This window comes from Agarivorans sp. Z349TD_8, assembly GCF_050870825.2.
Lineage (GTDB): Bacteria > Pseudomonadota > Gammaproteobacteria > Enterobacterales > Celerinatantimonadaceae > Agarivorans.
On sequence record NZ_CP194037.2, the window covers coordinates 3,435,990 to 3,457,935 of the forward strand.

At 44.0% G+C, this 21,946-nt stretch carries 14 protein-coding genes; 5 read left to right on the forward strand and 9 right to left on the reverse strand.

Going from position 1 to position 21,946, the window contains the following annotated elements:
• Positions 1 to 104 precede the first annotated feature (104 nt).
• Entirely contained in the window at positions 105 to 1,061 is a 957-nt protein-coding gene (locus tag ACRRS1_RS15500; RefSeq protein WP_432452289.1) for an MBL fold metallo-hydrolase, read from the reverse strand.
• 348 nt (positions 1,062 to 1,409) lie between these two features.
• Positions 1,410 to 4,589 (reverse strand): diguanylate cyclase, encoded by a 3,180-nt coding sequence (locus tag ACRRS1_RS15505; protein ID WP_432467422.1) that lies wholly within the window; start codon positions 4,587 to 4,589, stop codon positions 1,410 to 1,412.
• Positions 4,590 to 5,124: 535 nt separating this feature from the next.
• Between ACRRS1_RS15505 and ACRRS1_RS15510 the strand changes: the two genes are divergently transcribed.
• Entirely contained in the window at positions 5,125 to 7,065 is a 1,941-nt protein-coding gene (locus ACRRS1_RS15510; RefSeq protein ID WP_432467421.1) for a TonB-dependent receptor domain-containing protein, read from the forward strand.
• An 89-nt stretch (positions 7,066 to 7,154) separates the two neighbouring features.
• Positions 7,155 to 8,774, forward strand: coding sequence for an alpha/beta hydrolase (locus tag ACRRS1_RS15515; protein ID WP_432467420.1), 1,620 nt, complete (start codon positions 7,155 to 7,157; stop codon positions 8,772 to 8,774).
• Positions 8,775 to 8,893: 119 nt separating this feature from the next.
• Here the strand turns inward: ACRRS1_RS15515 and ACRRS1_RS15520 are convergent, their stop codons facing one another.
• From ACRRS1_RS15520 to ACRRS1_RS15545, 6 genes are all read right to left on the reverse strand, one after another.
• A complete protein-coding gene (locus tag ACRRS1_RS15520; protein ID WP_432452285.1) occupies positions 8,894 to 10,222 on the reverse strand; it encodes an anaerobic C4-dicarboxylate transporter in 1,329 nt (442 codons plus the stop codon).
• Positions 10,223 to 10,529: 307 nt separating this feature from the next.
• The gene (gene oppF, locus ACRRS1_RS15525; RefSeq protein ID WP_432452284.1) at positions 10,530 to 11,519 is read right to left on the reverse strand and encodes a murein tripeptide/oligopeptide ABC transporter ATP binding protein OppF; all 990 of its coding nucleotides are present in this window, start codon (positions 11,517 to 11,519) and stop codon (positions 10,530 to 10,532) included.
• On the reverse strand, positions 11,512 to 12,495 hold the full coding sequence (oppD, locus tag ACRRS1_RS15530) for an oligopeptide ABC transporter ATP-binding protein OppD (RefSeq protein WP_432452283.1): 984 nt from the start codon (positions 12,493 to 12,495) through the stop codon (positions 11,512 to 11,514). Before oppD ends, oppF begins: the two co-directional genes overlap by 8 nt.
• Positions 12,496 to 12,510: 15 nt before the next feature.
• Complete coding sequence (gene oppC / locus ACRRS1_RS15535) at positions 12,511 to 13,419, reverse strand: oligopeptide ABC transporter permease OppC (RefSeq protein WP_432467418.1); 909 nt, start codon at positions 13,417 to 13,419, stop codon at positions 12,511 to 12,513.
• Positions 13,420 to 13,428: 9 nt separating this feature from the next.
• Complete coding sequence (gene oppB / locus ACRRS1_RS15540) at positions 13,429 to 14,349, reverse strand: oligopeptide ABC transporter permease OppB (RefSeq protein ID WP_432452281.1); 921 nt, start codon at positions 14,347 to 14,349, stop codon at positions 13,429 to 13,431.
• Positions 14,350 to 14,445: 96 nt separating this feature from the next.
• Positions 14,446 to 16,074 carry an ABC transporter substrate-binding protein gene (locus tag ACRRS1_RS15545; RefSeq protein ID WP_432452280.1) on the reverse strand — a complete coding sequence of 543 codons (1,629 nt, stop codon included), beginning with the start codon at positions 16,072 to 16,074 and terminating at the stop codon, positions 14,446 to 14,448.
• A gap of 551 nt (positions 16,075 to 16,625) precedes the next feature.
• Here ACRRS1_RS15545 and adhE point away from each other — a divergent pair.
• On the forward strand, positions 16,626 to 19,286 hold the full coding sequence (gene adhE, locus ACRRS1_RS15550) for a bifunctional acetaldehyde-CoA/alcohol dehydrogenase (RefSeq protein ID WP_432452279.1): 2,661 nt from the start codon (positions 16,626 to 16,628) through the stop codon (positions 19,284 to 19,286).
• Positions 19,287 to 19,579: 293 nt separating this feature from the next.
• Complete coding sequence (locus tag ACRRS1_RS15555; protein WP_432452278.1) at positions 19,580 to 20,311, forward strand: DUF3108 domain-containing protein; 732 nt, start codon at positions 19,580 to 19,582, stop codon at positions 20,309 to 20,311.
• A 24-nt stretch (positions 20,312 to 20,335) separates the two neighbouring features.
• Here the strand turns inward: ACRRS1_RS15555 and ACRRS1_RS15560 are convergent, their stop codons facing one another.
• On the reverse strand, positions 20,336 to 21,283 hold the full coding sequence (locus ACRRS1_RS15560; protein ID WP_432459831.1) for a LysR substrate-binding domain-containing protein: 948 nt from the start codon (positions 21,281 to 21,283) through the stop codon (positions 20,336 to 20,338).
• A 96-nt stretch (positions 21,284 to 21,379) separates the two neighbouring features.
• Between ACRRS1_RS15560 and ACRRS1_RS15565 the strand changes: the two genes are divergently transcribed.
• Complete coding sequence (locus ACRRS1_RS15565; RefSeq protein WP_432452276.1) at positions 21,380 to 21,619, forward strand: DUF1127 domain-containing protein; 240 nt, start codon at positions 21,380 to 21,382, stop codon at positions 21,617 to 21,619.
• Positions 21,620 to 21,946: the final 327 nt, after the last annotated feature.

A 21,946-nucleotide genomic window follows, 5' to 3' on the forward strand; every position in this document is an offset into this window, starting at 1 on the left:
CTAAGAGACGGAAACTCGAAATCAATTTGGATGATTGACTTCGCCCCTCTATAGGGCCACCAGCAGCACACCTAAAATCAAGGCAACAAATCTCGGCAAGCAAATCACTCTCGCTCAAAGACTCGGGTTTCACCAATCGCCATATGGATAAACTGGCTATTATCATCCAATTGCGTTTGAGTCAGTTTATCCAGCAGTTCAGCAGGCTCCATCACTGGTTCGGCAGTCAATGGATAAGTCCCCCAATGCATGCCAATGGATAATTTTGAACGCACATCTTGATGCACTTTTATCGCCTCTGCCACATCAACATGTTGATCTTTCATAAAACCCCTAGGGGAATAGGCCCCAATAGGAATCAAGGCTACGTCAATTTCGCCTGCCCATTGGCCAATCTCTTTAAAATCATAAGGGTTATAACCGGTGTCACCAGCAAACCATAAACGTTTGCCGCCCAGTTCAATTAGCCAACTTGCCCAATGGGTTTTATTTCGATCAAATACCCCCCTTCCAGACCAATGCTGGCTCGGGGTTGCGGTAATACTCGCCGCACCAAAGGTTTGATGGTCCCACCAAGCAAGTTCATTGACTCGCTGAGCATCGATTCCTTGTTTTTCAAACCAGGGTTTTAGGCCTTCAGGCACAAAGTAATTGGTCCGATTCCCCAAATGTTTAATGGTATTTTCATCTAAGTGGTCATAGTGATTATGCGATATCAACACAAAATCAATATTGGGTAGATCTTCTAAATCGAAGGTAAGTGGGACAAGGCGCTTCGGTCCAGCAAAAGACATCGGTGAAACTCGTTCACTAAACACCGGGTCGGTCAAAAAATTCACTCCAGCAACTTGAATCAAAAAACTAGAGTGGCCTAACCAAGTAATTTTGGTCGCCTCATCAACACGATTAATTAATTGGCTATCGACAGACTGGCGCGGTATATCTGCTGCCTGGGCCGCTTGGTCGGCCCACTTGGGTTCACCAAAGTAGCGAACATAGAAGAACTTTAATGGGTTTTTTTCTATCGCTGGAATATGATTATTTTTGAATTGCTTACTCATGCTAACACTACACGCAATGAGCGCTACTGCACCAATTCCAACAAGCAAAGTTTGTACAACTGTCACTGCCACAAGATTCCCTATGTTCAAACACATGAATGGTCGATGACTCACTATCCCCCAAAAGATGAGTAATGACTATCACAAACCTTCATAAAAATAATGAGATAATCAACAGTTTAAAGATGGGCTTAGGCAAATACAAGGTTGGCAGCACCACGCTGTTTGAACAAACTAAGCTTATGTTTCATTTATGGTAAATGAAGCGAGCGATAAGCGACCAATATATTGCCAAACTTTGAGTGGCGTTAGTCCGCAATGAAAGCGTTGCTTATCGCCTAGCCGACTTCATCGACTGATCACTTTCACCCGGCCTTTTCCTTCGGCCTTGGCTTTATACAAAGCTTTATCTGCTTGTTTTAACAACCACGCTTCATTTAAGTCCGTATGCACCATACCACCGCAATCGGTAATCCCGATGGAGCAGGTTAAATCAGGTAGATTCTCCACTAACTCAAGGCTGTCGGCCCACTCAATTAATTGTGGTTTTAAATAATGGTGTAATTGTAAGTTATCTAATAAACGCTCTGCGCTTATCTTCGCTTGGCTGTGACTCACATTTGGGAATACCACCACAAACTCATCCCCGCCCCAACGCGCAACAATATCACTGGCTCGCATCGTTTGAATCAGTATCTCGGCAAACGCACAAAGTACGCGATCCCCCACATCGTGACCAAGCAAATCATTCACAAGTTTAAAGTTGTCTAAATCTATATAGGCTAAAGAGCAATAGTAACTGCCAGATTGCTGCGCACAAATGACTAACTCTTGTTCAAGGCGAGCCAATAGGGCTTGACGATTAAACAAGCCCGTTAAAGGATCGGTGGTCGACATTTTTAACAGATTTTCTCGATGCCTTAGCTGCTGTAATTGACTGCCAAGCTGTCGGCTCACCAATTGCAGGGTATCTTGATCCTGACGATCGAAGTAGCGATTACTATTGACGTTACACAAAGTCATTGCCGCATAAAGGTGCCCATCCACAAAAATAGGTAAACACACCAGCGAGTTATAGGTGGCACGCTTGCCATCTTCTCCCTTAGAGAAGAAACTATTTTCGACCCAAATGTTCTGGTGTTCTTTAATCTTATGAAGATATTGCTGTACCTGAGAGTCTGGCAAACTATGACCGACCTCGGTCCACGCCTGCCACTGGTCAACGTTTAGGTAATGGATCATGCCTCGCTGTACCGTGAAATTACCACAAACTAATTTCAAGCTTTCGTTGACTAGATCCTGACTATTGTCAAAGCGCTCTGGAAGAGATTGCATTCGACTAATCAATTGCATCTCTCGCAAACGCTGTTGCACTTGGCGTAACTGCATCCCTTGCTTCGCATTTCGCACCAAGTCTTCGAGATAAAGCTGTACCGGTAATAAACGGACCGCTTTAATCTGTCGAGAATAAAAGACGTTTCGCTGACTGATAACTTGCTGAATATCGATAAAAATTTGGGAAAAATGAGGTAAGTCTAATAACTCACACATCGCTAAGCTTTGGCTTAATAGCCGTTCACAGCCTAGCCAATCCCCCTGACGACTATACACTTCTAGCAATTCACAGCTACATTGCGGCAATAAACGAGTATCCATATCCACGACGTCCCCCAAAATGGCGGGGGCAGCTTCAAATACTTGCCGAGCTTCATCTAAGCGCTCATCTGCCACATATAAAGCGCCTTGTAGCAAGCTCATTAAAAACTCACCCGTGCTAGAGGGTTTAAACGGTAGCCCCTGCATCCGCTCTAGACATTGCTGAGCTCTTGCTAACTCACCTAACTTCGCATGACAAAAACCTTTCAGACTAAATACATCATAGAGGTTACGAAATGGGAAGTGAGTCATTTGCCTAATCCGACACACCCGAACCAACTGCTCAAGCACGTCACTGGCTTGCTGATAATCTCGAGTACAAAAATACAACCAAGCAAAATTGTAAAGAGTTGCCACCAGCTCTGAATAATCGCCACTATGGCGAATAATATTATAGGCGGCCAAATACTGTTGTTGCGCTTCGGGATACTTCTCAAGCAAGGTGTTAAAATAACCAGTCCCATTATACATTCGCACCCGTTCACTGGCCTCCCCCAATGCTTCCCGGATCCGAGAGCTAATCGCAAAACATCGAAAAGTCGCATGATAACGGCCCACATAGGAATAGATGATCCCCTTACTATGATAACTGGCGGCAATACCTTGATGATGGCCAATTTTACGCGCTAAATTAACCGCTTTCTGAGTAAACTCCAGTGCCAGCGTTGCCTCCAGCTCCTCATAAAAACGTAAATAGGTATAGTAATTACGTAGAGCATATAATCGGGAGCAGTTCATCTGATAACGATGCAATGTTTTATCAAGCAGCTCAAACTGCTTTAGCTGTACAGGTGTCGAAGACTTATCATGGGCGTAATAATTCACAAACCAAGATTGAGCCAATAGCCGCCCATGACCCGCCTGCTCTGCGACTTCGATAGCGGCTTCTGAATACTGCATTGCCTCTTCAAAACGCTGCTGTTGGACTAAACTTAGGCTCAGTAAGTTAAGCTGCTTTACCCTATCATCCGTGCGACAGGGAGACGCTTCAGAAACCGATACTAACTCTAATTCCGTCACCGCCTCATTCAATTCTCCCTGATAAAGTAAGGCTTCAGCAAGTTGTAACTGTAACTGTTCAACAGCCGGGCTTGCTACGTCCCCCGCATCGAGCAACACCCTTGCAGCAGCTTCAGCTTCTGGCCACGCCATACTCTGGATATTCTCTGCCACTAATTGCATCGAGACTTCACCCTGTTCCCGATAGTGCCAAATCGGCTTTAATAAGGCTTGACTCGGAGGAACCCGATACAACAAAGTCATATCATCCAACCAATCAAGAAAACCTTCCCATGCTTCGTCATCTTGGCGATGACTAAGTGCATACTGGGTATCCACCTCTATCATCACCATAATTGGATTTTTCAGTTGATGATTGACTAAGCCGATTAAAGTTTGAATCGCGGAAGCAGAAGCGAAATGCCAACCCGTCATCACCAAAATACAAGGTTCATCCAACAACAATTCGACTAAACGTAAAATAGCCTGCTGTAAAGCTCGCTGCTCAAAATACAAATCATCCATTAACAATAATTCAGTTCGAGGATTAATCTTTCCGGTTAATAGCCCACTTAAGCACTGCTGTAAGGGAACAAAATCAGTTGCAAGCTTCACTAAGGCTGCCACTGAATAATTAGATTGTGGCAACTGATGCATAAACAAGGCAAACAAGGCTCGGTAAGGAGAGTAAATACTTTGCTGATTCAGGCTAATCAGTTTCAACGATAACTGTTGTTGCTCGGCAAATGCAGAAGCCCAACGAGCAAGACTCTCTGCGTCGCTACTTTGATAAAAACTAAAACTCGCTTGACGGCACTGGGCTCTCTTCCATTCGGTCTCGATACGTTGTGAAAAATGATCGACTCGGGGCATGTTGTTTAATCGCCTCCTCAGGCTATTCAAGGTTGAAGATGATGATCCCTTCTGCTTGCATGTTTATCCACGGAAGTTTCGGTGCAGTGCGTGATATCTCAAGAACAAGCAATTCAACCAAACTTTACACTCAAAACGGCTTAAGCAATACCGCAGAGGTTAAGCTCAACTTCTATATTCTTTCGAACAAAATGAACCACGAAACATGAAGCGACCCTAGTCTTCTTCACATTTCATTCTCATGCGAATTGTAAAGTAATGACTAAAATAACTATATTGTCAGCGTCACATAAACTCGTTCAGCCGATTTATTTAAACGGTACGATTAAATAAATCTGGCGAAAATGATCTAAAAACTCCTTTTTTAAGATCCACTACAAATATCAAATAAAAATCATTCTTATTTGTATTCAATATTGATACTATTACGAACACTGAGTAATAGTCTGATTTCATGAATGAATTTTTCAATTGGATGACCTTCCCAAAATCAGCAACAAATTTTAAAACTAAACTTTATGCTACAAGGAGCGTTATGAATAACTCACTTCCCCCGATCCTCTCCCTCACTCAAAGTAAACTGGCATTGCTGGTCGCTGCTGTCTTACTTAATTCTCACAGCAGCATCGCGGCTGATGCCCCGCTTGATAACCCGGTGATGGTGGTGACCGCTTCGTCAACCGAACATACAGTACAAACTGCCCCCGCGTTCACCACCGTAATTACCGCTGAAGATATTAAAGCTTCACCGGTTAACGGTTTACCCGATATCTTGGAAAAATACGCAGGCATTATCAATAACAGCGATAGCAGTGGCCGCAATGCCATTTACATTCGGGGAATGGATCAAGGTTACACCCTTATTTTGGTCAATGGTAAGCGGGTATCCTCTTCTGCTTCACTATGGCGGGGCGGTGATTTTGATTACAGCTCAATCCCCTTAGATGCGATTGCTCAAGTAGAAATTGTTCGTGGCCCGATGTCTGCCCTATATGGCTCCGATGCCATTGGAGGCGTGATCAATATCATCACCAAGGCACCAGGTAAAGTTTGGGGAGGAAGCATTCGTCAAGATAATGTTGTGATGACATCCGGTGACGAAGGCGCTCAGAGCCGAACCAACCTGTACGCTTCAGGACAGCTCAATGATCGGCTCAGCTTATCAATTGCTGGTGAAATCTACGACCGAGATGCTTGGTACTTAGATGAAAATATGGGGACAGAAGCACCCGCCCTAGAAGCCAAAAATAGCCAAAATATTTACACCACTTTGTATTGGGATATCAATAGCCAACAACAAGCAGAATTTGATTTCAACTATAACCATGATGAGCGGCCCTATTCAAGCTATGGCGATATTAGCTCGCTTCGTGCTCAGGCGATTGATCGCATGACCTTTGGCGCAACACACCGCGGGCAATGGGCCTGGGGTAGTTCAACGCTCTACGCAAATTATGAAACCAGTACCATCGATGATTACAACAATCGCTACGACGCCCCGCAACAACGCCAAGTCAAAGAAAATAACTTGCTCATTAACGGCTCTATAAATACCGAGCTCGGATTCAACAACATCACTACAGGTGGAGAGTTACAACAGCAGCAAATCAAAGATCCAGTTGGTTACCAACCCAGCGGAGAAGCCAATACCACCATGTATGCAGTCTACCTGCAAGATGAGCTGAGCTTAGGTGATAAATTAACCCTAACTTTGGGCGGACGCTACGATGATCATGAAGTATTTGGTGGTCATTTTACACCTCGTTCCTACCTGGTTTATCAAGCAAGCAATGCCTTAACTCTAAAAGGTGGGGTAAGCAAGGCCTACAAAGCACCACAAACCTATCAAACCAATCCTGAATATCAGATTATTAGCTGTGGTGGTGGTTGTTCAATCTCAGGAGATCCTGACTTAGCAGCCGAAACCAGTGTCAACTATGAATTAGGTTTTGAGTATCTTCAAGCGTCTTGGGATGTCAGCGTGGCACTTTATCGCAGCGAAGTTGAAAACTTAATTGAAGCACAATATGCGGTCATCAATGGTACGCCAAGCAGATGGTGGGACAACGTTGGCGAAGCAACACTACAAGGTGTCGAACTGTCGGGTGCGGTAGATATCACCCAAGATATTAGTTTATTGGGTAACTACACTTATCTAGATGCTGAAGACAACGCAGGCAACCCATTAAGTAATCGCCCTGAACATGTGGCCAATGCCAATCTAAACTGGTGGGTGAGCGAACGACTCAATAGCATCGTTTCAGCGGTATACACCGGCAAACAATATAATTCGGGCTCCGAGCTGCCCGCTTACACCACCGTGGATTTAGGCCTTGCCTTCCAGGCAACCACTGCGCTAAACCTTAAAGCTGGTGTTAAAAATCTGTTTGATCTTCGTTTAGACGAAAAATCGCAAGACTTTAGCGGTCATGAGTTAGGGCGAAATGTCTACTTAAGTGCTAATTACGACTTCTAAATTAACGCACTTTTAGCCATACCAAAGTCAGTCAAAGGCTTCCTGAAAGCCTTGCTGGCTTTGGTATTCCTTGTCAATTTGGAGCCTTTATGCCTCTTTCTCGAAAAAAAACATCCCGAAAACTCGTGAAACAATTGCCCAGCTTATGTTGCTTATTAAGCTTAAAACTCGCCGCGGCCCCCCTTCCCATCGAGCAAACGATTTCCTTAGATGCACATCAATCCCATTCTTGGTCCATCGCACTTCAGTCTGGGGATTATCTCAGCGGTAAGTTTTCGGCCACCAATAAACTCGAACAAGCCACCCTAGATGACCCAAATGGCAAGCGGATAAAGCAATTATTACTCAGCCCGAGTCAAGGACAAAGTCTTCACTTAGTCGCCCAGCAAAGTGGCAATTATCAGTTAACACTCACCAATGCCGCAGTCCCGAATCAGCTGACCCTAAAATTACGTAAACCTGCTTTAGCGATGAAAACTGCTCAAACCACACTCGCCAGCCAAACCCTGCAAGAGCTGATCGATCAATATGTCAAAGCGGGCAATACCGAATTATTTTGGCAACAGATATCGCATATCGGCAGCCCACTCATCGAAGCCATTGCGCCCCATCGCATCGATGAGCCAAAGGGCAGTTCCTTAGTCACCTTCCTCTGGCGAGGTGCCAAACACAATGTCAAACTGCTCGGCGGACCCGGTCACGAACATCACACCTTCAAGCAAATTGAGGATAGCGACATTTGGTATTTAAGTCTAAGCTTGCCCAACAACAGTCTATTTTCCTATCAAATTGCCCCCGATGTCCCAACCCTTGCTGAAAGTGGCCGAGCACAACGCGTTGCGATTTTAAGTACTGCGCAACGGGACCCCTTCAATCCGAACACTTGGCATTTTTCTGAACGACAAGATAAATATACCAGTAAATCGATATTACGCCTGGCTGCGGCCCCCGCAGAGCCTTGGCTAACACCCGTAGCAACACATCAGGGAACGCTAAGCCAAAGCCAAATAAGCAGCAAAATATTAAACAATAGCCGCGATGTTTATCTATATCGCAGTGCCAATCCCGCTGCTGATTCTAGCCTGCCCTTAGTTATCTTTTTCGATGCCGAGAGTTATCTTCAGCAAGCGCAAACGCCACAACTGCTGGATAACTTAGTCAATGCTAAAAAAATACCGGCGCTGAACGCAGTATTTATCAGTAACCCCAGCGCCCAAAGCCGCGCAACAGAATTAGCCTGCAACCCTCAGTTTTCATCTTTTTTAGCAAAAGAATTACTGCCATGGCTCGCGCAGCAAAACATTACGGCACCTGCAAAACAAACCATTTTAGCAGGTTCTAGCTATGGAGGTTTAACAGCAGCATGCACAGCAACCCTATATCCCGAGTTATTTGGCGGCGTTCTAAGCTTGTCCGGTTCATTTTGGTGGGGGCCAAAGATGGACCCGAGTCGCCAGCATCAACCTGAATGGCTCACTCAACAGCTTGCGCTCAAACCAACCAGCACAGTACGCTGGTATCTTAGTGCTGGCTTGTTTGAAGAAACATGGATATTGCCCCCAAACCGACGTTTAAAAAGCCTGTTAGATGCCAAAGGGTATCAAAGTCAGCTCAGTGAAATAGCTGGCGGTCATGACATGTTGGCTTGGCGAACCCAATTACCGGAAGGACTTATATATTTACTCGACCCGCAACAACCGCAACGCTAAAAGCGGTATCGTTTGCTTTATCGGGCGACTCATCCCCCAAATAATAGGGAGGCTTAAAGCCTCCCTATTATTTTTGGCTTGAACAAGGGTCACTCAAGATGAGCCCCCCAATCAAACCGCTAACCAATAATAATTTGTCCCAGTACGTATCCCAAGCAGCTCGCACCAATCACGCCAATTAAGCCAACCGACATAAACGAGTGATTGAAATACCACTTGCCAATCTTAGTGGTTCCAGACGTATCAAAATTAACCGTTGCAATATCGGATGGATAATTTGGAATAAAGAAATAACCATATACCGCAGGCATTAAACCAATCAGTAATGCCGGTTCTAAGCCCAGACCCAAGCCAACTGGTAACATCATCCGCGCGGTAGCAGCTTGAGAATTCACCACCACAGACACAATAAAGAGCGCCAATGCAAAGGTCCATGGATAATTAGTCACCATCTCCACAATACCACTTCTAAATTGGGGCATGGCGTATTGGAAATAGGTATCCGACATCCAGGCAATCCCAAAAATAGCAATGGCTGCAACCATGCCCGATTTAAATACCACACCATTAGGAACATCACGTGGGTCAGTCTTGGTTGCGAGTAGAATCACCCCACCAAAAGCCAACATCATCATTTGAATAATCACCGACATTTTAATCGGCTTATCACCATCAACGATGGTGCGGATCTCTGGCACCATGGCGATAATCACAATCGTTACAATCGCAGCTAGAAATAACAGAACGGCATTTCTGGCTTTGCTCGGTAAGACCTCATCTAAAGAAGTCGCTGTGGTATTGAGTATTTTTTCACGCCATACCGGATCCTTTAAGCGCGCTTGGTATTCTTCATCCTGATCTAATTCTTTACCGCGTTTTAAGCTATATAAAGACATCAATAGTGTGCCAAACAAGGTTGCCGGTACGGTCACCATCAAGATAGATAGCAACGTAATATCGGCCCGAAGATCAGCTAGCTGAGCCAAATAATAAACCACTGCAGCAGAAATCGGCGATGCGGTAATCGCGATTTGCGAAGCCACCGATGAAGCCGCCATAGGTCGTTCAGGCCGGATCCCATTTTTTAAAGCCACATCACCAATAATCGGCATGATGGAATACACTGCGTGACCCGTGCCTAAAAGAAAAGTCATCGTATAAGTCACAAAAGGGGCAATAAGAGTCACCCGTTTAGGGTTCTTTCTTAACAATTTCTCGGCCACCTGCAACATATACTTTAAGCCGCCGGCAGCTTCCAAAATTGAAGCGCAGGTCACCACCGCCAAGATGATTAACATCACGGTGACTGGCGGTGAGGTTGGTGGCATCTTGAAGAAGAAGACTTCAATCGCCAAACCAATCCCCGAGACAACCCCTAATCCAATCCCACCGTAACGAGAGCCGGTATAGAGCATGAGCAACAGAAATAGAAACTCAAAATACAGCATCAATAGATCCCTTAAAATGATAGCGTTAGCGCTATTTTCCACTGAGTGTCGATGTGGTTATGCCAAATACTTCACACTCTACTAACACAAAATAAGCAGTGACAAATAGTCAGAGTCAGCTCACGCCACACGCCTAAAAAGTAAATAAACTAAACCTAAAATGTAAGTAGCAAGTTAGCTAAGTTGAACAGCTAAGTTAAATTAATAGCTTGCGCCACTCCCCTATTGAAGAGACAGCTTATGAGGGACCTTATCCAATAAAAAAGCTAGGCTTATTAGCCTAGCTTTTGATACCAACCAAGGCGTTTTACACGCTGGTATGAAGACAACTGACCGAGTGCTGGTCATTGCCAAGCAACTGCGGTTTAGTTTTCGCACACTGTTCCGTCGCAATAGGACAGCGAGTGCGGAAAACACAGCCCGAAGGAGGATGAATTGGCGAAGGTAGATCGCCTTCCAATAGTTGAATTGTTTTACTACGCTCCAACTTCGGATCCGGGATTGGTACTGCTGACATCAGGGCTTTGGTATAAGGATGACTTGGCTTATTAAACAAGGCATCGGAGGTGCCTAGTTCAACCGAATTACCTAAATACATTACCAAAACGCGGTCAGAAATATGTTTAACCACTGATAAGTCATGGGCAATAAAAATAAGGCTCAAGCCCATTTCCGCTTGTAACTCTTTCAGCAAGTTAACCACTTGCGCTTGAATAGAAACGTCCAGCGCCGACACTGGCTCATCACAAATAATCATCTTTGGTTCGAGGATCAGCGCGCGCGCAATTCCAATTCGTTGACATTGTCCGCCAGAAAATTCATGTGGATAACGGTTAATCACGTTAGGCAACAAGCCGACCTTCATCATCATTTTTTGAACCCGCTGCTTGACTTCTTGCTTGTTCAATTTGGGATAAAAGGTTTCTAATGGCTCGGCGATGATGTCGCCAATCGTCATCCGCGGGTTAAGCGAGGCCAATGGATCTTGGAAGATCATCTGAATTTCTTTGCGTTTCTCACGCAGCTCTTTATGTGGCAAGCGAGTTAAATCCTGGCCTAACCACACCACTTTGCCTGCTTCGGCCGGAACCAAACCAATCACCGCTCGAGCAAAAGTCGATTTACCACAGCCCGATTCTCCAACCACCCCTAAGGTTTCACCCTGATAGAGTTTTAATGACACACCATCAACCGCTTTCAAGGCAGCTGCGGGAGTCCAAGGCAATGCTTTTGCATCTTTAATGCGGAAGTATACTTTCAAGTCTACGACATCAAGCAACAAGTTTTTTTCACTCATGCGATTGTCCTCCCGATAAATGAAAATCGTTATGACAAGCACGCTGACGTTGTCCACCAAAATGAGTCAGGATCGGACTTTCATCTAAACAGCGTTGACTAACACGATGACAACGCTCTTGGAAAGGACAACCTTGCGGTAAGCGAAGTAAGTTAGGCGGATTCCCAGGAATGGTCGGTAAAATTTCGCCCTCTGTATCTAAACGAGGGATCGCTTTTAGCAGACCTTCGGTATAAGGGTGGCTTGGGCGATAAAATACTTCTTCTGCAGTGCCATATTCCATGGTACGACCGGCATACATCACCAGTACTTTCTCGCATAGACCAGCCACAACCCCTAAATCATGGGTAATCATAATAATGGCGGTATTAAATTCACTTTTCAGCTCATTCAGTAAGGTCATGATTTGCGCCTGCACTGTCACATCTAAGGCGGTGGTAGGTTCATCGGCAATCAATAACTGTGGTCGACAAAGTAGTGCCATTGCAATCATCACCCGTTGACGCATCCCACCAGAAAACTCATGGGGATACATCGCCATACGCTTTTCAGCCTCGGGCATTTTAACCGCATCTAACATTCTCAGCGCTTCAACATGCGCTTCTTTATTATTCATCCCTTTATGCAGGCGTAATACTTCTTTAAGCTGCTCCCCCACCTTCATGTAAGGATTAAGAGAAGTCATCGGATCTTGGAAAATCATCGCGATTTTCTCTGCCCGGATGGCATTCAGCTTTTTCTCTGGCAAGTTCAAAATTTGCTGGCCATTAAATAGCGCTTCACCAGTAATGATGCCATTTTTCGCCAACAACCCCATTAAAGCAAAAGCGGTTTGGCTTTTACCCGAGCCTGACTCACCGACAATCCCTAAGGTCTGCCCTGCTTCCAGTGAAAAGGTTAAATCGTTCACCGCGGTTACACTGCCTTCTGGAGTTGAGAACTCCACCCGAAGGTCTTTCACATCTAATAAACTCATTGTTCTACCCTTGCCTTAACGATCTTTAGGATCTAAGGCATCACGTAAACCGTCGCCTACATAGTTAAAACTAAATAAAGTCACTACCATGAATCCAGCTGGATAAAGCAGCTGCCAAATAGCGATTTCCATGGTTTGTGAACCATCTTGTAATAAGGCGCCCCAAGAAGTCATCGGCTCTTGTACCCCTAAACCAAGGAAGCTTAAAAATGACTCGGTTAAAATCATCTGTGGTACCAATAAAGTGGCGTAAACCGCAACGATACCCAATACATTAGGAACAATGTGGCGAGTAATAATTTTCCACTTAGAGACACCGCAAACTTCAGCAGCTTCGATAAACTCTTTATTTTTTAAACTCAGCGTCTGACCTCGAACAATCCGCGCCATGTCTAACCATGACACCGCACCGATCGCCACAAATACTAAGAAAATATTGCGGCCAAAAAAGGTCACCAGTAAAATCACAAAAAACATGAAGGGGATGCCATAAAGAATTTCCAGCAACCGCATCATGACTCGGTCAACCGTGCCGCCCAAAAAGCCGGAGGTTGCACCATATAAAGTGCCAATTAACACCGCAACAAAAGCGCCCATCACCCCGACTAACAGCGATATTTGCCCCCCAAGTAAAGTCCGAACAAACATGTCTCGACCCAAGGCATCGGTGCCAAAGTAATGGCCGTTTTCAATCGAAGGGCCTTGGTGCATCGCCCCCCAGTCGGTGTCATCAAACACAAAGTCACTGAGGTGAGAGCCAAAAATAACCAATAAGGTAATTACAACTAATATGGTTAAACTAACCATCGCAGCGCGGTTGCGCATAAAGCGTATCCGGGCATCTTGCCATAGGCTACGACCTTCAATTTCCAAATTTTGAGCAAACTCGCTAATTGCGTCGCTATTTTGTTTATTGTCTAACATAACAGCCTCTTAGTAGCGAATTTTAGGATCGATAAAGGCATACAGGATGTCTACGATCGCATTAAATAAAATGGTAAAAGTACCAATCATAATGGTTAAGCCTAATACCAAAGAGTAATCACGATTCAGTGCACCATTTACAAACAACTTGCCAAAACCAGGCAAACCAAAAATGGTCTCAATCACCACCGATCCGGTGATAATTCCCACAAAAGCGGGCCCCATGAAAGAGACCACAGGCAGCAAAGCGGGGCGCAGCGCATGCCGTAATACGATATAACGAAATGGTAAACCCTTCGCTTTGGCCGTACGAATAAAGTTAGAGCTCAAGACTTCAATCATGCTACCGCGCATAATTCGGGCAAAAGATGCCACATACAACAACGACATCCCCAACATTGGTAAAATGATGTACTGGATCGCCCCTCCATTCCAGCCCCCTGCAGGTAACCACTGTAATTTAATTGCAAAGATATAAACTAGGGTTGGCGCAAGCACAAATGAAGGCATCACCACCCCCGCCATTGCGGTGGACATGATACTAAAATCCATCCAGGTATTCTGTTTGAGAGCAGCCAGTGTGCCAACCGACACGCCCATCAACACCGTAAAAACAAAGGCGATGGAACCAATCTTGGCAGAGACAGGCAAAGCTTGTGCAACCAGCTCATTCACTGAGTAATCTTTGTATTTGAATGATGGGCCAAGATCGCCTTGAACTAAATTACCGAGGTAAGTCAAATATTGCTCTAACACCGGTTTATCTAAACCGTACTTCGCCTCAATATTGGCTAAGACTTCAGGCGGGAGTGAGCGCTCACCAGAGAAAGGACTTCCTGGAGCAAAACGCATCATGAAAAAGGTAACGGTGATCAATACCAACAAAGTTGGTATTGATTCTAATATTCTTTTAAAGATGAACTTAATCATACTATTTCCAACTATTAAACTCTGTTGTCGCGACTAAGTTCTAGCCACAACAAAATAAGGCACCTTAAGAAAAGGTGCCTTATTATTAATCATCAATTACTGAGCAATGATGTATAGGTCTTTGCTGTACACTTTGTCTTCTGCGTTGTTCATCGGGTAACCACCAACAGTCGGTTTAACCAAACGCGCATTCACGTAGTGATAGATAGGAGCTAAAGGCATATCTTTTGCCAATTGCGCTTCAGCTTGACGGTAGTTGTCACTCCGTACGGCAGGATCAACCGCTACCATTGCCGCATTCATGAAACCATCATAGGCAGGACTATTATAAAACTGGTCGTTATTACCATTGTTACTTTGCATCAACGACAAGAAAGTAGACGCTTCATTGTAATCACCACACCAACCCGCACGAGTCACGTCGTAATTACCGTTGCGACGGTTATCCAAGAAAGTTTTCCACTCTTGGTTTTCTAAGTTAACTTTTACTCCGAGGGTTTTCTTCCACATCGACGCGACTGCAATTGCAATCTTCTTATGGTTATCACTGGTGTTATATAACAAGCTAAACTCTAGAGGTTTGTCTTTGGTGTAACCCACTTCTTCCAACAAAGCTTTAGCTTTCGCATTGCGCTCTTTTTGAGTCCAGGTTGCATATTCTGGTTTGTCGAAATGTAGGCCAGCGACTTTCTGGTGGGCGAAGTTGTAAGCGGGCAGTTCACCCTTACCGACGATATATTTTGCAACCGCGTCCCGGTCAATGGCGTAAGACAACGCTTTACGAACACGAACATCGTCAAATGGTGCTTTCTTGTTATTAAAACCATAGTAGTAAGAACAGAGGTAAGGCGTCACCTTCAAAGATTCAGGTTGTTCTTTTTGCATCCGTTTAAAGTGTTCGTTAGCCATCTCGTAAGTCATGTCGATTTCACCCGCTAAGAAACGGTTCATATCGGTTACTTGGCTTTCGATAGGTAAATAAGTCACTTTGTTAATCACGGTATGCGCGTTGTCCCAGTAATTTTCATTACGGACCATCACGATTTTTTCGTTCACCACCCACTCAGATACTTTGTAAGCCCCATTACCAACGAAATTCGCAGGTAGTGTCCATTTATCCCCGTATTTTTCAACAGTCGCTTGATGGACTGGCTTCATGGTGGTGTGTGAGGTCATTGCCACAAAATAAGGCAATGCTTCCGTCAGCTGGATCTGTAAAGTGTAATCATCAAGTGCTTTTACTCCTAACTCAGAAGCCGGTTTTTTACCGTCAATGATGTCTGCAGCGTTAACCATAGTGGTCATTTCTAAAAACCACGAATAAGGTGCAGCTGTTTTAGGATCAACTGCACGTTTGAAGCTATATTCAAAATCGTGAGCTGTCACTGGGTCACCATTTGACCACTTAGCATTGTGACGCAAATGAAACACAAATGTTTTGTTGTCTTTTGTTTCCCATGACTCCGCTGCACCTGGCACCAGATTACCCTGACCATCTTGGTTAACTAAACCTTCTAAAAGCTCACGGATCACATTCGATTCAGGGACGCCTTCGGTTTTGTGGGGGTCAAGAGACGCTGGTTCTGAACCATTGCCACGTACTAACTCTTGTACAGGTGCCAATTTTACACCAGCAGGAACATTGGCAGCATAAGTAGTCATGGCGAATGAGCCGAATATGGCCGCGCCAATTAAGCTACCAATAAGGGTTTTAGCAGTTTTCATTTTAATCTCCATCTCCACACGGTGAGCTACAATGAGCCTAACCATGTAATTTCCATTCACTTTTCATGAATATTAAATCAGTATAATGTTCTGAAAAAACGTACAATCACGCAAGATGCTACACCCGAAGAAACAAAACAACAAATAATAAGTTGATTTTTGTGATTGGCTCAAACTAACTATTTACATAATATGTATGAATTAGTTTATCGCTCCAAGCCTAAGAATTAAGGTGGTACCGAATCAATTCAACATGAAAGCATAACTGAAAGACAAACAGAACAAATGAGATGAAAACAGTAAATAAATTACATTATTTGTATTAAATAATACAAATAGGCCACTATATAGGTAAATAAAACGTTATTTATTTACATTTGTAACTTAGTAACACATGATCTGGATCAAGCTAAAGCAACGAATGGCTATTATAATCGCTGGTGAAAGTTAATTACTAAACCACTCAAGCGTCTATTTAGGGTCTATAATGTGGCAGTTTATTTGACCATTTCGGTTTACTAATTAATTTTAGTTTAAATGAGGAGAACAGGATGCCTGTAGGTAATATAGATGAGTTAAACGCAATGGTTGCTCGAGTGAAGGCAGCGCAAGCTATTTTCGCAACATACAGCCAAGAGCAAGTGGATAAAATTTTCCGCGCCGCGTCACTCGCAGCTTCTACAGCCCGTATTGAACTCGCTCGCATGGCCGCTGAAGAGTCTGGCATGGGCATTATGGAAGACAAAGTGATTAAAAACCACTTCGCTTCTGAGTTCATCTACAACAAATATAAAGATACTTTAACTTGTGGTGTCATTGAACGTAATGAAGAAGGTGGTACCATTACCATCGCTGAACCAGTAGGGATCGTTTGTGCTATCGTACCGACTACCAACCCAACCTCTACGGCAATCTTCAAAGCTTTAATCAGCTTGAAAACCCGCAACGGTTGTATTTTCTCTCCACACCCTCGCGCTAAAAACTCAACCAACTTTGCCGCACAGCTGGTACTAGATGCAGCAATTAAAGCTGGTGCACCTAAGGATATCATTGGCTGGATTGATCAACCTTCTGTTGAATTGTCTAACGCACTAATGAAGCACGATGACATCTCTTTAATTCTTGCTACTGGTGGTCCAGGCATGGTTAAAGCAGCTTACTCTTCAGGTAAGCCAGCAATCGGTGTTGGCGCGGGTAATACACCGGTAGTGATCGATGAAACAGCTGACGTGAAGCGTGCTGTTTCTTCAATTCTGATGTCTAAAACCTTTGATAACGGCGTAATCTGTGCCTCTGAGCAAGCAGCAATCATCGTTGAATCAAAGTACGACGAAGTATTGGCGCGGTTCGCTAAATATGGCGCAGCAGTACTGAGCAAGTCAGACGCAGACAAAGTCCGTAAAGTACTAATGATTAACGGCGCTCTTAACGCAAAAATTGTTGGTCAACCTGCTTATAAAATTGCTGAATTAGCCGGTGTAACCGTACCTAAGTCAACTAAAATTCTAATCGGCGAAGGCTTAGAAGCTTCTTTCGATGATGAGTTCGCTCACGAGAAACTATCTCCGACTTTAGGTGTGTTCAAAGCGAAAGACTTTGAAGATGCGGTTCGCCAAGCGGGTATCGTGTTAGATATTGGCGGTGTAGGCCATACTTCTGTTCTTTATACCGACCAAGATGCAAATGCCGAGCGTATTGCTTACTTTGGCGACAAAATGAAGACGGCACGTATTTTAATTAATACCCCTTCTTCACACGGTGGTATTGGTGACCTTTACAACTTTGAACTTGCACCTTCATTGACTCTTGGTTGTGGTTCATGGGGTGGTAACGCGATTTCTGAAAACGTGGGTCCAAAACACCTAATTAATAAGAAAATTGTTGCTAAGCGAGCTGAGAATATGTTGTGGCATAAACTTCCTAAATCAATCTACTTCCGCCGCGGTTCATTACCTGTTGCCATGGACGATTTAGATGGCAAGAAACGCGCAATGATCGTGACTGACAAATTCTTGTTCAACCACGGTTACATCGACGATCTACGCTCAATCCTTAAAGAAAAAGGTATGGAAGTAGAAATATTCCATGACGTAGAAGCAGATCCAACATTAACCATCGTGAAAAAAGGTGCTCAAGCCTGTCACAGCTATCAACCAGATGTAATCTTAGCGGTTGGTGGTGGTTCACCAATGGATGCTGCGAAAATCATGTGGGTAATGTACGAGCACCCAGAAACTGATTTCGAAGATCTATCAATGCGCTTTATGGACATCCGTAAACGTATTTATAAGTTCCCTAAAATGGGGTCAAAAGCTGAACTTGTCTGTATCACTACAACTTCAGGTACTGGTTCAGAAGTCACACCTTTCGCAGTGGTAACCGACGATGCAACGGGTCAAAAATATCCATTAGCTGATTACGAGTTAACACCGAACATGGCTGTAATCGATGCTAACTTAGTGATGGATATGCCTAAGTCACTCTGTGCCTTTGGTGGTTACGATGCGGTAACGCACGCCATGGAAGCTTATGTTTCTGTTTTAGCGAACGAATACTCAGACGGTCAAGCTCTGCAAGCACTTAAGATGCTGAAAGAATACCTACCAAGCTCTTACAAAAATGGTAAGTCTGACCCTATCGCTCGTGAAAAAGTACACAATGCTGCAACCATCGCTGGTATCGCGTTTGCGAACTCTTTCCTAGGTGTGTGTCACTCAATGGCTCACAAATTGGGTGCAGAATTCCACGTACCGCACGGTTTGGCAAATGCTTTGTTGCTTACCAATACCATTCGTTACAATGCAACCAATACACCAACCAAACAAACCGCATTTTCACAATACGACCGTCCGAAAGCACGGGCTCGTTATGCTGAAGTTGCTGAGCACTTGGGCTTCCGCGAAGGGAATACTGAAGACAAGCTTAATGCATTGTTAACTTGGTTAGACGAACTTAAAGTTGAAATCAATATCCCATTATCAATTCAAGCTGCGGGTGTTCCTGAAGCAGAGTTCCTTGCTAAAGTTGACGAGTTAGCGGTTGACGCGTTTGATGACCAATGTACTGGTGCAAACCCACGTTACCCATTAATCGCTGAATTAAAACAAGTGCTACTTGATTCGTACTACGGTCGTCCTTACGTAGAAACCGAAGAACGTGAAGCAGCTGAAAAAAAAGCGCCCGCTAAAAAAGCAAGCAAAGCAAAAGCTTAATTTTATTAAGTTAATTTCAAAGTGATCATAAAGCCCCGCTGATGCGGGGCTTTTTATTTTTGGTTTCACTCGAAGCTTTGTCATACTTAGCTCAGTATAATACCAATTTGATTCATTATATGATCAACCTATTGCGCAGAATAAATCTGCCGATAACTAGGCATGAAGTGCAGTAACGAATGACTCTGATGACACGATACATAACGCAGTTAGCGCAGATTTAGCCCAGCAAGAATCAACAGATAATGAGTTAGATAGGTATAATAAGCATGTCACCCTTTGGATGAATTGTTATGTCGTTATTAAAAACCGTAAGCTTTGCAAGTTTGTTATTGAGTACCACCACCGTGGCACAGATCCTTCCCTTTGAAGCTGAATATGCAGCAAGCTTTAAAGGGATCCCAATCGCTACTGGCTACCGACAGCTCATAAAACTCAATCACAATGTGTTTCAAATAAAAAGCCGTGCCAGTGCTTTAGGCGGGGGATTTTCCTACGATGATACCTCGCGCTTTTCCTATCAACAGGAGCAGGTGCAAACCTTAGGTTTTGTTCATAAGCAAAAAAGTTTATTTAGTCACTTACAAGCAATTGGTCACCCAGACCGTAAAGGTGGATTAATCGTTGAAATTAATGGCAAGAGTCATCACTTTGAAGCGCCCGAAGACGTAAAACAATTAATGGATACCGCTGGCTTTTCGGTGCAACTACAAAATGACCTAAAAAATGGCCTCACCGATATGAATTATCATTACAACGCCATTGATGAAATTGAAAACTACCGCTTCAATGTCATCGGAAAAGAAACGATCAACACCGAACTAGGTGAATTCAAAACGCTTAAGCTTGAACAAAAAAAGCGGGAAGGCCGCAAAACTTGGTTATGGCTTGCACCAGCGCTTGATTATCAACTGGTGAAAGCAGAGATTATTCGTAATGACAAAAGCTGGGCAACCTTAGAAGCCACTCGAATTACGATTGAACAAAGTTCACCACCAGAGCAGCAAACGGCAAAATCGCTGTAAACAATCGAGCACCTCAACGACGAACTAACAGCACTCTTTGGCTTGTACCAGCTTTATATCAGTAGATTTAGCTTGGCTGTCAAACCAAAAACTTTCCACTTCAGCACTGATCCAATGGCTGAATTGGCGCACCTTTTCTCGCTTTAAATAGGGCTCTGGAGCGACTAAGAAATAGCTATAACTGGAACGCACCGCAATATTCCCTAATTGAACTAAAGTCCCCTGCTGAATGTATTTCCAAGCCAGACTATGTCTCACTAAAGCTATCCCTTGCACAGATAAAGCTCCTTCTAACACCACGTGGGCGCCTTGATAGATTAAGTTGGCTTTGGTAGGACTTTGTTTATAACCCGCCAATTGTAACCAATACTGCCAGTTCATATCTGGGCGAGCATCATCTATCACCGTATGTCCACTTAAGTCATCAAGGGATAAACCCGGGTGTTGCTCAAAGTAAAGCGGATGACAAACTGGATAAATATGGTCATCCATTAGCTTTTCGGATGCTAAACCAGGGTATTCCCCCAACCCGTAACGCACACATAGGTCCACAGGCTCTTGGCGAAAATCAATCAAGGTATCTTTCGGCATCAACATCACCGACAAGTCGGGATGTTGCTGACTAAAATCACCCAAGCGTGGCACTAACCAGTGTTGAGCAAATGAAGGTAGTACCGAAATCGATAAAGTATTTGGGTTAGGATCTTGACTCAGCTGCCTAACTCCATCCTGTAAACTCACAAAGGCTTGTTTCGCATAGTGATATAAAGTGACCCCTTCAGCGGTTAACACGACCTTACGATGCTGCCGCTCGAATAACTTAACCTCAAGTCGCTCTTCCAACTGGCGGATCTGTTGACTCATCGCCGCAGCCGTTACATATAGCCTAGCCGCAGCTTGCTTAAAGCTGCCTAATTCAGCCGCCATATAGAAGCAATATAGCCCTTGCAAAGGGGGCAAACGCTCACTCACTTAAGCTCTCCTTAACTCACAGTCTGTTTAAGTCGTTTGTCAGCCTAACCTAAAATCAAATAATGTTTAAGTGCAAACAGCATAGGAGCATCAAAAATGAATAGACACAGTGGAACACATCAGCAAATGAGTCAGTTTAGAGTTAAACCAGACTTACTTTTAATCCAGCGACTCTGGTTTAGCATCAAGTATTTTGCGGCACACTACGAACAGTGTATTGAGCGCGCCAAGCTGCGTAGACAGCTAGCTAGCCTGCCCGATTACCTACTCAGAGACATTGGTGTCAGTCGTAGGCAAGCCAACATTGAAGCGAGTAAATCCTTTTGGAAAAAATAATTTTGCGTCAAAACGCTATAAGTACAAGGTTTGATTTGTAAAGTTCAGGCCTTGTCCACTGAACAAAGTGTTTTTCACCTACATATTCGGTTAAACTCCGACTGTAAGTGAGCATTTCTATGGGTAAATTTGACATTATCTCTAGCGCGATAAATTTGAGCAAAAGATTGCCCCCATCAAGTCAAACGTATCCTCGAAGGCAATCCCTATCGGATTGATTTAAGCCTTATCATGGCCTCTTGGAAATACACAAACCTTACTGAATCTGCCTTTACACCAAGATAAGCCTTACCTATATGTACAAATGAGTAAGCTTCGGTTTGACTC

Bases quoted from the DNA above. Each gene is read 5' to 3' on its own strand.
- ACRRS1_RS15500 (WP_432452289.1), bottom strand. From the start codon at position 1,061: ATGAGTAAGCAATTCAAAAATAATCATATTCCAGCGATAGAAAAAAAC.
- ACRRS1_RS15505 (WP_432467422.1), bottom strand. From the start codon at position 4,589: ATGCCCCGAGTCGATCATTTTTCACAACGTATCGAGACCGAATGGAAG.
- ACRRS1_RS15510 (WP_432467421.1), top strand. From the start codon at position 5,125: ATGAATAACTCACTTCCCCCGATCCTCTCCCTCACTCAAAGTAAACTG.
- ACRRS1_RS15515 (WP_432467420.1), top strand. From the start codon at position 7,155: ATGCCTCTTTCTCGAAAAAAAACATCCCGAAAACTCGTGAAACAATTG.
- ACRRS1_RS15520 (WP_432452285.1), bottom strand. From the start codon at position 10,222: ATGCTGTATTTTGAGTTTCTATTTCTGTTGCTCATGCTCTATACCGGC.
- oppF (WP_432452284.1), bottom strand. From the start codon at position 11,519: ATGAGTGAAAAAAACTTGTTGCTTGATGTCGTAGACTTGAAAGTATAC.
- oppD (WP_432452283.1), bottom strand. From the start codon at position 12,495: ATGAGTTTATTAGATGTGAAAGACCTTCGGGTGGAGTTCTCAACTCCA.
- oppC (WP_432467418.1), bottom strand. From the start codon at position 13,419: ATGTTAGACAATAAACAAAATAGCGACGCAATTAGCGAGTTTGCTCAA.
- oppB (WP_432452281.1), bottom strand. From the start codon at position 14,349: ATGATTAAGTTCATCTTTAAAAGAATATTAGAATCAATACCAACTTTG.
- ACRRS1_RS15545 (WP_432452280.1), bottom strand. From the start codon at position 16,074: ATGAAAACTGCTAAAACCCTTATTGGTAGCTTAATTGGCGCGGCCATA.
- adhE (WP_432452279.1), top strand. From the start codon at position 16,626: ATGCCTGTAGGTAATATAGATGAGTTAAACGCAATGGTTGCTCGAGTG.
- ACRRS1_RS15555 (WP_432452278.1), top strand. From the start codon at position 19,580: ATGTCGTTATTAAAAACCGTAAGCTTTGCAAGTTTGTTATTGAGTACC.
- ACRRS1_RS15565 (WP_432452276.1), top strand. From the start codon at position 21,380: ATGAATAGACACAGTGGAACACATCAGCAAATGAGTCAGTTTAGAGTT.